Source organism: Alteromonas sp. (assembly GCF_984505615.1).
The window spans coordinates 35,230-49,877 of record NZ_CFHOXV010000036.1; the positions used below are offsets into that span (position 1 = coordinate 35,230).

7 protein-coding genes are annotated in these 14,648 nt (G+C 48.4%); all 7 read left to right on the forward strand.

Translation table 11 applies throughout. The features are described from left to right. Positions 1 to 2: 2 nt before the first annotated feature. Complete coding sequence (locus AC4PME_RS16395; RefSeq protein WP_491046315.1) at positions 3 to 2,330, forward strand: efflux RND transporter permease subunit; 2,328 nt, start codon at positions 3 to 5, stop codon at positions 2,328 to 2,330. 174 nt (positions 2,331 to 2,504) lie between these two features. After that, complete coding sequence (locus AC4PME_RS16400; protein WP_491046314.1) at positions 2,505 to 7,343, forward strand: NAD-glutamate dehydrogenase; 4,839 nt, start codon at positions 2,505 to 2,507, stop codon at positions 7,341 to 7,343. 62 nt (positions 7,344 to 7,405) lie between these two features. Beyond that, entirely contained in the window at positions 7,406 to 8,413 is a 1,008-nt protein-coding gene (gene pyrD, locus AC4PME_RS16405; protein WP_119501362.1) for a quinone-dependent dihydroorotate dehydrogenase, read from the forward strand. 69 nt (positions 8,414 to 8,482) lie between these two features. Then, entirely contained in the window at positions 8,483 to 10,582 is a 2,100-nt protein-coding gene (gene rlmKL / locus AC4PME_RS16410; protein WP_491046313.1) for a bifunctional 23S rRNA (guanine(2069)-N(7))-methyltransferase RlmK/23S rRNA (guanine(2445)-N(2))-methyltransferase RlmL, read from the forward strand. Further along, on the forward strand, positions 10,579 to 10,812 hold the full coding sequence (locus AC4PME_RS16415; RefSeq protein ID WP_119503391.1) for a glutaredoxin family protein: 234 nt from the start codon (positions 10,579 to 10,581) through the stop codon (positions 10,810 to 10,812). The genes rlmKL and AC4PME_RS16415 overlap by 4 nt, the downstream gene beginning before the upstream one ends. Continuing rightward, positions 10,809 to 12,734, forward strand: a complete 1,926-nt coding sequence (gene uup / locus AC4PME_RS16420; protein ID WP_491046312.1) for an ATP-binding cassette ATPase Uup — start codon at positions 10,809 to 10,811, stop codon at positions 12,732 to 12,734. The genes AC4PME_RS16415 and uup overlap by 4 nt, the downstream gene beginning before the upstream one ends. 12 nt (positions 12,735 to 12,746) lie before the next feature. Further along, positions 12,747 to 14,507, forward strand: coding sequence for a DUF3466 family protein (locus AC4PME_RS16425; RefSeq protein WP_119501364.1), 1,761 nt, complete (start codon positions 12,747 to 12,749; stop codon positions 14,505 to 14,507). Positions 14,508 to 14,648: the final 141 nt, after the last annotated feature.

Sequence of the window (14,648 nt, forward strand, 5' to 3'; positions counted from 1 at the left end):
ACATGGCAAGTTTTACCTCGCTTTTAGAAAGACTAATTTTCGGATACCGGAAAGTTGTAGTCGGGCTCTTTCTGCTGGCCACAGTGTACCTTGGCTATCAGGCGTCGATGATGCATCTGGACGCCGGTTTCGAAAAAAATGTGCCGCTTAATCATGAATACATGAAAACCTACATGGCTCACCGCAGTGATTTCGGCGGTGCCAACAGCGTACTGGTTTCTGTGTGTGATACCAGCGGGAATATTTATAACCAGCACTTTATGGACACATTGCAACAAGTCCATGATGCGTTGTTTTTTATCAATGGTGTGGACCGTTCGCTGGTTGTCAGCCTGTTTGCCCCGTCTACCCGTTTTACCGAAATTGTTGAAGGAGGTTTTTCCGGCGGACCGGTTATCCCTGCGGATTTCGACTCATCACGGCCGGCAGCACTGGAGCAGGTCGCTACCAATGTGGAAAAGGCTAAAATTGTTGGCCGCCAGGTATCCAACGATTACAGTTGTGCCATGGTGACTGCGCAGTTACTTGATCTCGACCCGAAAACCGGCGCTCCGCTGGATATGCTCAAAGTCGCAGATGACCTGGAACAACAGGTCAGAGGCCAGTTTGAATCGGATAAGGTCAGCATACATATCATCGGCTTCTCCAAAATGATTGGTGATGTGGCAAATGGCGCAAAAGACGTGGTGCTTTTCTTCGCCATAGCCCTGGCTATCACTGCTGTAATGGTTTACTTCTTCTCCCGCAGTATCATGATGACGTTGTTGCCCTTAATTTGCTCTGTGGTAGCTGTTGTCTGGCAGCTGGGCTTACTGACGGTGCTGGGATTCGGTCTTGACCCTATGTCAATTCTGGTGCCTTTCCTGGTGTTTGCCATTGGTGTCAGTCACGGCGTGCAGATGATTAACGCTGTGGAGAAAAAGGTGGTAGCGGGCATGGGCGCGCAACATGCAGCCATGAGTGCGTTCCGTGCTTTACTTGTGCCCGGCGGCATTGCTCTGCTTTCCGATACAGTCGGTTTCATGACTTTACTGGTTATTGATATCGGTATTATCCGGGAACTGGCCATTACTGCTAGCATGGGGGTCGCCGTCATTATTCTGACCAACCTTATTTTGCTGCCGGTACTTATGAGCTTCCTGAAGCTGGATGACAAATATGTTCAGCAGTTCAATAAAAAAGAACAACGGAACACTGCTTTCTGGAATGCGATTGCAGCTTGCACTCACAAAAAGCCGGCCATTATCATCATGGCTGTGACGACTGCCTTATTTATTTTCGGCTTGATACAATCCCAGCAAATGAAGATAGGTGACTTACATGCCGGTGCGCCGTCTTTGCAGGAGAGTTCCCGCTATAACCAGGATACTTTCCTGATCACCGACAAGTACTCGGTGACCGTGGACTATCTGTCGGTGGTAGTAGAAACCTCGCCGGAAGCCTGCACATCGTACAGTGTCATGCGTGCAATGGATGACTTTCAGTGGAAGATGACTAACGTTAAAGGCGTGCAATCGGCCGTCTCGCTGGCGTCAGTGGCAAAAGGCGTCAATGCCGGTTACAACGAGGGCAATATTAAATGGCAGGTACTGCCCCGGAATCAGCAGACTCTGGCGCAGGATATTTCGCTGGTACCCACTTCATCCGGTTTATTAAACGGAGACTGTTCGGTAATGCCGGTCATTTTGTTTATGGAAGATCACAAAGCTGAGACCATTTCTCATGTGGTTGATGCTGTGAAAGCATTCCGTAAAGAATATGAAACCGACGACATGAAGTTCAAACTGGCCTCCGGACCTGTGGGCGTAATGGCGGCGACCAATGAAGCCGTGGAAGCGGCCCAGGGCCCGATGATGGTATACGTGTTTGGTGCGGTCATTGTACTTTGTCTTATCAGCTTCCGTTCCGTAAGAGCGACTTTATCTGTTGTATTACCGCTTTATGTGGTGTCGGTGCTGGCACAGGCGCTGATGACTTTTCTTCAAATCGGGCTGACCGTGTCTACACTACCAGTAATCGCACTGGGTGTTGGCATTGGCGTAGATTATGGTATCTACATACTTTCTACCATGAGTCATAAACTCAAATCCGGTGAGACAGTGCAACAGGCTTACCTGGATGCACTGAAAGAGCGGGGAAGTGCAGTACTCTTCACGGGGATCACACTGGCAGTTGGTGTGAGCACCTGGGTGTTTTCCTCACTGAAATTCCAGATGGATATGGGTATTTTGCTGACATTTATGTTCCTTGTGAACATGCTGGGCGCGATTATTGTGCTGCCGGCACTGTCCAGATTCCTCTGGTTAAGTAAAAACGCCCCTGATGCATAAAATATTTTTGCATAAGTAACTACAAAAAAGGGCCGTTTGGCCCTTTTTTTTATGCGTTTTCTGCATAGTTATCTATGCTGTTAATAAAGCGTTAAAACTCCTCTTTCAATAAGGCCGGAGATTAGCGAAAATAGGTAAGGATTCTGTGCACTTACGACTAATAAAGGTTAAACCATGACAGTCACCTCACAGCGGCAGTCGGTGCTGCTTGATAATGTTTTCTCACTCATCGAAAAGAAAGTCGATGCGCAGCAAAATGCGCTGGTTAAACAATTCGGCCAACATCTTTTCCAGACAATTTCTAATGATGACCTGGAAGATCGCAACGACAGCGACCTCTACGGGGCTACATTAAGTTTGTGGAACGAGTTTTCCTCGTTCGATCCGTCGTCACCGTATATCCGGGTTTTCAATCCTGAAATCGCCAAACATGGCTGGCATTCAAGCCATACCATCGTTGAAATTATCGTGCGGGACATGCCTTTCCTGGTTGATTCCGTACGCATGTCGCTGAACCGCCTGAATATTACTTCTCATCTCATGTTGCACAGCCCCATCTGGCTGAAACGTGGTGATAAAGGGCAGGTGGAAGCCTTTTACGAAAGCGGCAAGAAAACCAAAGCAGCCGTCAAAGAAACCGTGTTGCTGATTGAAATCGACAGACAGACCGCGAAAAAAGATATTGATAAACTTACCAAAGAACTTCGTTCAGTAGTTGACGAAGTCTCCCTTGCGGTTGAAGACTGGCAGTCCATGTCGGGTAAGCTGGCAACCGTTATTAAAGATGCTGACAAACACAACTGGCCGGTAGATGCCGATAAGAAAGCCCAGACTCTGCAGTTTTTAAGCTGGCTGGCTGATCATAATTTCACCATGATGGGCTACCGTTATTACGACGCCCGTGCCATTGAAGGTGATTACCGCTGGATCCCTGATAATGACAGCAGCCTGGGGCTGATGAAAAAGTCTGTCAGCGATCGTGAGCGTCTGATTTCTAATTTACCGTCGTCTGCGCGGGCTGAAGCCCTGAGTCAGAATCCGCTGATGTTGACTAAAACCAATTCACGCTCACGGGTACACCGTCCTGCCTATATGGACTATGTGGGTGTGAAGGTATTCAACAGCGATGGTGCTGTTGTTGGTGAACACCGTTTCCTCGGTCTTTTCAGTGCTTCTTTCTACAACTCAAGTGCCACTGAAGTGCCGGTGCTGGCGTCAAAAATTAAAGAAATCTGTACGTTATCCGGCTATGAGCCGGGTACCCACGCGTACAAAGCGTTCGTGAATATTATTGAAACTTATCCACGGGATGAGTTGTTGCAAACACCTGCTGCGGAAATGGCTCAAATCATCATGGGTATCTTTCAGATGCAGGAGCGGGGCATTACCCGGTTGTTCGTTCGCAAGGATGTATTTGGCCGCTTTATTTCCTGTATGGTGTTTGTGCCCAGAGAGCGCTACAACACCCAGTTGCGTAAAGATACCCAGAACCTGCTGCAGCGCTCATTTGGTACTGATGAAGAAATCGAATTTACGACGTTCTTCTCTGAATCTGTGTATGCCAGAACGCACTATATCGCCCGCGTCAAAAACAACAATGTGGAATACGATGTGAAGGAAATCGAGCAAAACATTATTGAGCTCACCAAAACCTGGAATGACCGTCTGGCATCTGCCATAAAGGCAGCCCATGGTGAAGCATCAGGTAAAGCACTGGAACGCAAGTACACCAACGCTTTTTCCCGCAGTTATATGGAGCAGAACCTGCCCAGCGCTGCCCTGATTGATATGGAAAAACTCGAATTACTGAGTGATGATCATACGCTGGATATGTTGTTTTACCGTCCGCAGGAAGAAAGTGCTGACAGTCAGGTTGTTAAACTGAAACTGTTCCACCGTGCAGAGCCTATTCACCTTTCTGACGTGTTACCTATGCTGGAAAACTTCGGCTTGCGCGTTATCGATGAAAGTCCGTACAAAGTCAATTGCGCCGATTCGTCGCTGAACTGGGTAATGGACTTCACCATGCTTCATAAGTCCGGTAAAGACCTGGACATGGAGCAGGCACAGGCGCTGTTTCAGGATGCGTTTGCCAAAGTGTGGACAAACACACTGGAAGATGATGCCTTTAACCGCCTGATCCTGGGTGCCGGCATGACCGGTCGTAAAGTAACCATTCTTCGTGCCTACGCAAAATATATGCGTCAGACAGGCAGCTCTTTCAGCCGCGATTACATTGCCAATACGCTGTCTGCCTATCCTGACATTGCCAAGAAACTGGTGGAATTTTTCGACTTACGTTTCGACCCGTTTAAAAAGCGCAGTAAGAAAAAAGAAGATGCGCTGCTTGATTCAATCAAAGTAGCGCTGGATAACGTCAGCAACCTGGACGACGACCGGATCATCCGCCGTTATCTGGATATGATGCTGGCGACACTCCGCACCAACTTCTACCAGAGCGACGATGCCGGCAACGAAAAGCCGTATGTATCGTTCAAGATGATGCCGGAAATGATTCCGGAAATGCCGCTGCCATTGCCCAAATTTGAAATCTTTGTGTACAGCCCCCGTGTGGAAGGTGTGCATTTACGTGGCGGCAAAGTGGCGCGGGGTGGTCTGCGTTGGTCTGACCGTCAGGAAGATTTCCGCACTGAGATCCTTGGCCTGGTGAAAGCTCAGCAAGTTAAAAATACTGTTATTGTGCCTGTAGGTGCAAAAGGTGGTTTTGTATGTAAAAAACTGCCAACAACAGGCGGAAGAGCGGCATTCCAGGCAGAAGGTCAGGCGTGCTACCGTACGTTTATCCGCAGCCTGCTGGATATCACAGATAACATTGTAAATGGCGAAGTTGTGCCACCAAAAGATGTGGTGCGCCTGGACGAAGACGATCCGTATCTGGTTGTTGCTGCAGATAAAGGCACGGCCACGTTCTCAGACATCGCAAACGGCATTTCTGAAGAATATAACTTCTGGCTGGGCGACGCTTTTGCTTCCGGTGGCAGCGTGGGCTACGACCATAAGAAAATGGGGATTACGGCCCGTGGTGCATGGGAATCGGTTAAGCGCCATTTCCGTGAAGTGGGTATCGACTGTCAGACGACAGATTTCACTGCGGTGGGTGTAGGTGATATGGCCGGTGATGTTTTCGGTAACGGTATGTTGCTGTCAAAACACACCCGGTTAATTGCTGCGTTTAACCACCTGCACATTTTCTTCGATCCTGATCCGGATGCAGCTTCAACTTGGGAAGAGCGTAAGCGACTGTTTGAAAACCCGGGATTAAGCTGGGAAGACTATGACAGTAAGCTGATTTCTAAAGGCGGTGGTATTTTCAGCCGTGCGAGTAAGTCCATTAAGCTTACACCGGAAATGAAAAAATGGCTGGGTACCCGTCAGGTGACGATGACACCGAACGAGCTTATTCATAATATCCTCAAAATGCCCGTCGATTTGATCTGGAACGGTGGTATCGGTACTTATATTAAGAGTACCAAAGAGTCTCATGCTGAAGTGGGAGACCGCGCCAATGATGATTTACGTGTTAACGGTAAAGACGTTAAGGCGAAAATTGTGGGTGAGGGCGGTAACCTGGGTCTTACGCAGCTTGGCCGTGTGGAATATGCCGCAAACGGCGGCCGCGTGAATACCGACTTTATTGATAACGTGGGCGGTGTGGACTGCTCAGACAATGAAGTTAACATTAAAATTCTGCTTAACAGCCTGGTGAGTAACGGTGATTTAACCGTTAAACAGCGAAACAAACTGCTGTACGACATGACCGATGATGTGGCCAAAATCGTGCTGGAAGATTGCTACCGTCAAACGCAGTCGATTTCCATTACAGAACGGGCAGGTGTATCGCAACTAAAAGAACAGCTGCGGTTCATCCATGGTCTTGAGCGTGAAGGACGTCTTAACCGGGAACTGGAATTTATTCCTACCGATGATGAAATTTCAGATCGCGTGGCGAAAGACCGGGGACTTACCCGTCCGGAACTGAGTGTGCTGATTGCTTACGGCAAAATGGTACTCAAAGACGCGTTTAATATTCCGGAGATCACAGAGAATCCGTATCACGGTAAACTGCTGGTCAATGCTTTCCCGCCGGTACTGCGTGACAAGTATCCGGAGCAGATGGAACAGCATCCGCTGCGTGGCGAAATTATCGCAACCAAGTTAACCAATAACATTGTTAACGATATGGGCCTGAATTTCGTATTCCGTATGCAGGAAGAGACCGGTGCAACAGTGGATGAAATCGCTGATGCTTACGCGGTGGTGAAAGGTATTTTCAATATCGATCCGCTCTGGCGCAAAGTTGAAGCGCTGGACAATGTCATCGACGCTGATCTGCAACTGAGAATTCTGGAGAGTGCCCGTCGTATTATGCGCCGCACTGCGCGCTGGTATATCCGTCATGGCAATAAATCTCTGGGTATTCATTCCGCGATTGAAGCTTACCGCGCTACCTTTGATAACCTTGCCAGTAACATGCAGAATTATCTGGTCGCTGATGAATATGCTTCATTGCAGAAAGAGGCGGCAAAACTGGTAGATAAAGGTGTACCGGAAGATATTGCCACGCAGGTGTCCAGTTTCTCGAATCTGTTCTCCAGTCTCGACCTGGCGCAAATTGATGAAACAGACAGCCATGATACGTCTGTCATTGCCAAGCTGTACTTCCAGTTGGGCGCGAAACTTGAACTGCACTGGTTCCTGGCGCAAATAACCAACCAGAACGTCAGTAACCACTGGCAGGCCCTGGCAAGAGCGTCCTACCGTGAAGAGCTTGACTGGCAACAGCGCTCCATTACGCTGAACTTGTTACAGTCGCGTCCTGACAGCAAAGATGCCGACGAAATTCTGCAAAGCTGGATGGACAATAATCAGGCTCTGCTGAAACGCTGGTACCACATGATGTCAGAGTTCAAAACCAGCTCTACACATGAATTTGCGAAATTTTCTGTGGCTTTACGTGAATTGATGCTTTTAAGCGCCAAGTCTAGCCATTAGAATACGCCTATTCAGAAACGACGAAGCCCTGTTTTGACAGGGCTTTTTCTTAGAGAAAGACCATGCAATCCATCGCCCAGAAAATTTTGCTCCAGTGCGAGCCCGAAAAAAGCCACGATTTTGCCATCAAGTGGCTGCACAGAACCCAGCATACGCCGCTGAAATTACTGTACAGTAATGAAACTATCAGTAAGCCGGTAAAAGTTGCCGGGATCACATTCCCAAATGCGGTAGGTCTGGCTGCCGGTCTGGATAAAAACGGCGAATGTATTGATGCGTTTGGCAGCATGGGCTTCGGATTCGTAGAAGTCGGTACAGTAACACCCCGACCGCAACCGGGTAACCCCAAGCCCCGTATTTTCCGCCTGCCGGAAAAGCACGCTATCATTAACCGCATGGGTTTTAATAATCACGGTGTGGATCATCTGGTCAGTCAGGTAAAAGCGTCCCGTTTCGAAGGGCCGGTGGGAATCAACATCGGTAAAAACAAAGATACGGAAGAAGCTAACGCCATTGATGATTACCTCATTTGTCTGAACAAAGTGTATCCTTACGCCAGCTACGTGACAGTGAATATTTCATCTCCCAATACGCCGGGACTGCGTAACCTTCAGTATGGCGAAGCACTGGATAAACTGCTTAACGGTCTGAAAGATGCACAGGAAAAGCTGTGTCAGTCACATGGTAAATATGTGCCCCTGTTCATCAAAATCGCGCCGGATCTGGCGGATAATGAAATTGAAAGCATCGCCCGTTCACTGATCAACAGTAAAATGGACGGAGTGATTGCTACAAATACCACGCTAAGCCGTGACAGTGTTCAGGGACTGAAACACGCTGATGAAGCCGGCGGTTTAAGTGGCGATGTTCTGACGGAAATGAGTCTGGATGTGACACGCAAATTGTCTGCTGCACTTGATCGCGCAATTCCAATCATCGGCGTGGGCGGTATTCATGACGCGCAGACTGCAAAAGACCGGCTCGCCGCCGGCGCTTCACTGGTACAGGTATATTCGGCGTTTATCTATCAGGGGCCGTCACTAGTGAAAAACATCGTAAAGGCGCTGTAAAAGCCCTTTTACTTCGATTATTTTTAATCACTGCGCGGGTGCAGAACGTGTGCAGTTTCTATGAGTGTTATGAATCAAATTATTGTTACAACCAGCCGTGGTCTGGATGAGCTGTTAAAAGCTGAAATTGAAGCGCTTTGTCCTGATACTGCTTGTCGCTTATCGCCCGGCACAGTAACGTTTACTGGCACCCTTGAACAGGCCTATACCGTTTGTTTATGGTCCAGGCTGGCGAACCGTGTTATCTGGGTGCTGGCCGATGGAAAGTGTGACTCAGCAGAATCGTTGTACGATACCGCTTCCTCCGTTGACTGGCAGCAACACCTGCGGGCCAGTGACACGCTGAGTGTACAGTTCAACGGCACCAACCATGCTATTAAAAATTCTCAGTTCGGTGCTGTGCGAATAAAAGACGCCATTGTTGATCAGTTTATGGAAGAGTTAGATCAACGGCCGTCTGTAGAAAAGAAATTTTCAGACTTTCCTATCTGGGCCCGCTTACACCGGGACAATGTGGTTATCGGCCTGGATATGTCCGGAAACAGTCTTCACCAGAGAGCTTACCGTTCGAAAACCGGTGAAGCACCGTTAAAAGAACACGTGGCATGCGCCATGCTGATCCGCTCAGGCTGGACAGCAAACACAGATAAACCGCTCACGGATCTGTTCTGTGGTTCGGGCACCATCGCTATTGAAGCAGCGTACATTGCCAGAAATATTGCTCCCGGCATCAAACGCAGTTACTGGGGCTTCAGTCGCTGGTTGCAACATAACCAGCCGCTGTGGGACAAGATTAACGATGATGCTCTGGCAGCACAAAAGCCCTGTGATATTCGTATTACTGCTACAGATATTGACCGTAAGCTCATCAATATTGCCCGCACGAATGCCGATCAGGCCGGTGTATTTAAAGACATTCATTTTGATAGCTGCGATGCGCTGAAAGCTGAACCTCAGGTTAAAGAAGCCGGTTATCTGGTGAGTAACCCGCCTTATGGCGAACGGCTCGGCGAACTCACAGACCTTATCCCGACCTTTTCAGAACTGGGTAAGCAGTTGAAAGCGGCCTGGTCAGGCTGGCATGTGTCCCTGCTCAGCAGCAACCGCGATTTGTTGCGAATGATGAAACTGCGCTCGTCAAAAGACTACGGCATGAATAACGGTAAGCTGGAATGCCGGCTGGTTAATTATGTCATGGATGAAGACAACTGCCGGCAATTTGGGTCAGACGGGGTGAATCACGAATTCGCTAACCGGCTGAAAAAGAATCTTAAAAAGCTAAAAAGTTGGGTAAAGCAACAGGACACCAACTGTTACCGTATTTATGACGCCGATTTGCCTGATTACAATGTGGCTATTGATGTGTATGGTGACTGGCTGGTTGTGCAGGAATATGCACCACCGAAAACCATTTCTGAAGACAAAGCACGTCGCCGCTTACAGGAAGTACTGTTGCATTTGCCTGCAGTAACCGGCACAAACCCTAAGCAAATTGCGTTAAAAGTGCGCAGCCAGCAAAAGGGTAAAAACCAGTACGAAAAAATGGATCAGAAAGGTGATCGGCTGACTGTTTACGAAAACGGTGCGAAACTGCTGGTTAACCTGACAGATTATCTTGATACAGGATTATTTCTGGATCACCGTGACACCCGTAAACTGGTGTCACAACGGGTGAAAAATAAAGATGTTCTGAACCTGTTTTCATATACTGGCAGTGTCTCTGTGCACGCTGCATTGGGTGGTGCCCGTTCTGTGACTACTGTCGATATGTCGAAAACCTATCTGGACTGGGCGAAAGACAACATGACACTGAATAAAGTGAAAGGCGCCAATGCCTTTATTCAGGCTGATTGTACGACCTGGCTAAAAACGCACCCCGGCAAATACGATTTTATTTTTATCGACCCGCCGTCGTTTTCAAATTCAAAACGTATGCAGGACACCTTTGATGTTCAGCGCGACCACGTTGCTTTGCTGAAAGATGCGTTCCGTTGTTTGAATGATGGCGGCGAAGTGATGTTTTCGAATAACCGCCGGGGCTTCAAGCTTGATGCTGATGCGTTAGCCGGAGCCGGATATAAAGACATTGAAGATATTACCGCAAAGACTATTCCGGAAGATTTCGCCCGTCATGCAAATATTCACCAATGCTGGACGTTGAAGAAGTGAAATTAGCGTTTTATACAGGACCGGGTTGTCATTTATGTGATCTTGCCAGTGATGTGCTGGCACAAACTCACCAGGCGCCGTTGCTGGACATTACAAAATGTAACATCCGCGACGACGCAAACCTGTATCATCTGTATGCAGTCCGTATTCCTGTGATCAAACGCATGGATACCGGTGCCGAACTTGGCTGGCCTTTTGACGTAGAACAGGCAGAATCCTTTTTATCATGAGTGTAATTCAGTTAAAAAACATCACCGTTATCTACGGTAATCCGCCATTACTTGATGGCGTTGAATTAGTGGTTCAACCCGGTGAACGGGTGTGCCTGGTCGGACGAAATGGCAGTGGAAAATCCACGCTTATGAAAGTGCTGGCCGGAGACATTATCGCTGACGACGGGCAGCGTATTATCGACAGTAAAACCATTGTTGCGAGACTCGAACAGGATCCTCCGCAAACTGTTGATATCTCACTGTTTGACTATGTGGCCGAAGGGCTTGCCGATGTGGGCGATATTCTAAAGCAGTATTTTCATCAGACCCGTAAGGTGTCGGAAGATCCTTCCGAAGCCAACCTGAATAAACTGCAACACCTGCAGGAAGCGCTCGAAAGCCGTGATGCCTGGCAGTTCGAGCAGCAAATAGAACAAACCCTTACCATGCTGAAACTGGATGCGGACATGTCTTTGTCCACGCTGTCCGGTGGCTGGAGAAGAAAAGCGGCACTGGCCAGAGCGCTGGTGCGTCAGCCCGATTTATTACTACTTGATGAGCCGACTAACCACCTTGATATTGAAATGATTCGCTGGCTGGAACAAAGCTTAACGGCGTTCCGCGGTGCAATTGTTTTTATCAGTCACGACCGTGCATTCATTCGCAACATGGCAACCCGTATTGTGGATCTCGACCGTGGTTCGCTGACCAGTTACCCCGGTAACTACGCCACCTACCTGGAAAAGAAACAGCAGGATCTGGATATCGAGGCTGCCCAGAATGCAGAGTTTGATAAGAAACTCGCTCAGGAAGAAGTGTGGATTCGTCAGGGCATTAAAGCCCGCAGGACCCGTAATGAGGGCAGGGTAAGGGCACTTAAAAAGCTTCGTGAAACCCGCAAAGCCCGTCGCGAAACCCAGGGCAATGCCGTTGTGGCACAACATGCCGGCTCCCGCTCAGGTAAAATGGTGTTTGAGGTAACTGATGCCAGTTACAGCTACGGCGAGAAAGCCATTGTTAAACACCTTAACCTAAACCTGTTAAGGGGTGATAAATTAGCGCTCATCGGCCCGAACGGTAGCGGTAAATCTACCCTTATCAAGTTATTACTGGGTGAGCTGGCTCCCCAATCCGGTAACGTCCGCCAGGGCGTTAATCTGGAAGTCGCGTATTTTGATCAGCATCGCCACGGCCTGGAACTTGAGAAGTCAGTCATTGACGCTGTTGGTGACGGAAAGCGTGATTTGATGGTGAATGGGCACCCCAGACATGTGATCAGCTATCTGCAGGACTATTTATTTACCCCGGAGCGTGTGAATGCCCCGGTAAAATCCCTGTCAGGTGGTGAGAAAAACCGTCTGATGCTGGCAAAGCTGATGCTGAAACCCAGCAACTTACTGGTGCTCGACGAACCGACCAACGACCTGGACGTTGAGACGCTGGAAATGCTGGAAACCTTGCTGAATGAATATGAAGGCACGGTATTACTTGTCAGCCACGACCGTGAGTTTGTAGATAACGTCGCTAACAGTTGCCTGGTGTTTGAAGGCGAAGGTGAGCTCAAAGAATTTATCGGCGGCTTCACAGATGTGGAGAGCTGGTATAAGCAAAATGCAGCACAGAAAACTGCAGAGGCAAAGGTAAAAGATGAAACTAAACCGGTTTCTGACAGTCCTAAGCCAAAGTCTTCAGTACGCAAGACGAAAAAGTTATCATATAAAGATCAACGTGAACTGGATTCTCTGCCTGCAGAGATAGAAACGCTGGAAACCGCGTTAGCAGAATTACAGGAACAAGTGAATGATCCTGAGTTTTTTAAACAAACTGCCGACAGCACAGCCGCAACTCTGGCCACGTTATCAGAAACAGAAGAAACCCTATCCCGGAAATATGCGCGCTGGGATGAACTGGAAAGCATGCTGGAAGACACTCAGCAGTAATTAGGATTATAAATGAAATTAACACAGCTTGCCGCTGCCATGGCAATGACCACTGCGTCAGCTTCTGCCCTGGCCGCCACCTATACAGTCACACCTGTACCAGTCAGGGATATCAGTATTAACAATTTTGCCCAGTCTATCGATGAGTCCGGCTTCACGGTGACGATGACTTCGGCAGAATTTAATCCGCCCATCGACCTCGATTTTCTGGAAGAATCCGGATTTATCGACAACAATGCATCGACTTTCGAAAGTGAAGACGACGTCAGACAGGGCATTTTCTCAGATGTGGATTACACCACGATTGTTACCGGTTTACTGTCTCACAGCACGACTGCCCGGAATGCTTTTGTTTACCAGCACCTGACGCCTTACCGCTCGTATATCACAGATACGACAGATGCCGATCTCATCCCAGGTCTGGATGCGTGGTCGGAACTGTTTGATGATTACGCCCATGCGGTTACAACCTATGCACGTGACAGTCTGAACGGTGATTATGTTACCGGCTCAACTGAAGGCCCGTACTACGAGCTGGATTATGAAGATGAAGACGGCAACGATACCACTTATGTACTTAACGACATCAAGTCTACGGCCTTTGTCAGTGTAAATGGTGAAACCAAACTGCTGGCTTCTGAAGACGATACGTTAAACGGTCTCAGTCAGGCGTTTGCCATTAACAATAATCTTCAGGTTGTGGGTAACAGCATGGTTGACCACATTGAAGGCATTGATGACGCCATTGAAGCCTGTGAAGAAGAAGAAACCCGTGGTGACATTCCTGTAGAATATTGCTACCGCAGTATCCGTGTAGACGCATCTTCAGATACATCCACCTACGGCTTCCGTTTACCGGCTGTGGGCGACCGTTCAACGCCGGGTGTGCACATCCGTGCCACTGTCTGGCAGTTAGATGCCAACGGCAACACGATTACTACCGATACTTATCCGCTTGTGTTTGAACCTGATGCGGATGATGAGTCTGCATACTGGTCGCTGGCGCAGGATATTAATGATCAGGGTATCGCTGTAGGTGCGTCATCTCTTGACGAAATTGCTTACATCCGCCGTCCTTCCGGTTATAGCTATGAGCGCCTGAATGTTGCAGTGAGTTATGCAGAGGGCGAAACAACCGAAATGTTACCCCGTGACGAAAATATCATGTCTGAAGCAGTTGCCATTAACAATGACAACTGGGTAACAGGTTACGTACTACGTGCCCCTAATGATACTGCCCGTAACCGTGTGTTCGTTTACAACCTGGACACAGGTGAAGCACTGTATCCGGAAGGCTTCTTTACCAATGCCGGCGCAGAAGGTAAGGGCATCAACAATAACAACATTGTGGTTGGCTCGTCAGAATACGACTCCACTGTTGATACAAACCGTGAAACCCACGGCTTCATGTACGACATTGAAGCGAAAGAAATGACGGATCTGAACGATCTGTTACCTTGTGACAGTGTTTACACCATTGTCGACGCCATTGATATCAATGACAGCAATGAGATTATTGCAAATGCCCGCTACCGTACCGGTGAGCGTTATGTAACGGGTGTGGAAGTCATTGACGATGAAGGTGAAACGCCCATCGACGATACCATTATTGCAGTGAAACTCACGCCACTGGAAAACGGTGAAGTGGAGACCTGTGACATTCCTGAAGATGAAATTGACGATGTGGCTTACGAGCGTAAAGGTGCGGCAATTTCTCCATGGTGGCTGTTATTAACAGGCGGCTTACTCGCGTTCAGACGACGTAAACAGTAAAGTGAAATGAGCACTGTTTAGCCGCTGCAGAGCGCGTAAACTGTGCTAAATATGTACAGCGAACCCATCAAAAACCGCACCCTTGTGCGGTTTAATTAGATGGTCCGCCTCACCTCTAAGCTAGTCTTAGAGTTAGGCAAT

Coding starts and splice junctions, on each gene's coding strand:
- rlmKL (WP_491046313.1), top strand. CDS start 8,483: ATGAATCAAATTATTGTTACAACCAGCCGTGGTCTGGATGAGCTGTTA.
- pyrD (WP_119501362.1), top strand. CDS start 7,406: ATGCAATCCATCGCCCAGAAAATTTTGCTCCAGTGCGAGCCCGAAAAA.
- uup (WP_491046312.1), top strand. CDS start 10,809: ATGAGTGTAATTCAGTTAAAAAACATCACCGTTATCTACGGTAATCCG.
- AC4PME_RS16400 (WP_491046314.1), top strand. CDS start 2,505: ATGACAGTCACCTCACAGCGGCAGTCGGTGCTGCTTGATAATGTTTTC.
- AC4PME_RS16395 (WP_491046315.1), top strand. CDS start 3: ATGGCAAGTTTTACCTCGCTTTTAGAAAGACTAATTTTCGGATACCGG.
- AC4PME_RS16425 (WP_119501364.1), top strand. CDS start 12,747: ATGAAATTAACACAGCTTGCCGCTGCCATGGCAATGACCACTGCGTCA.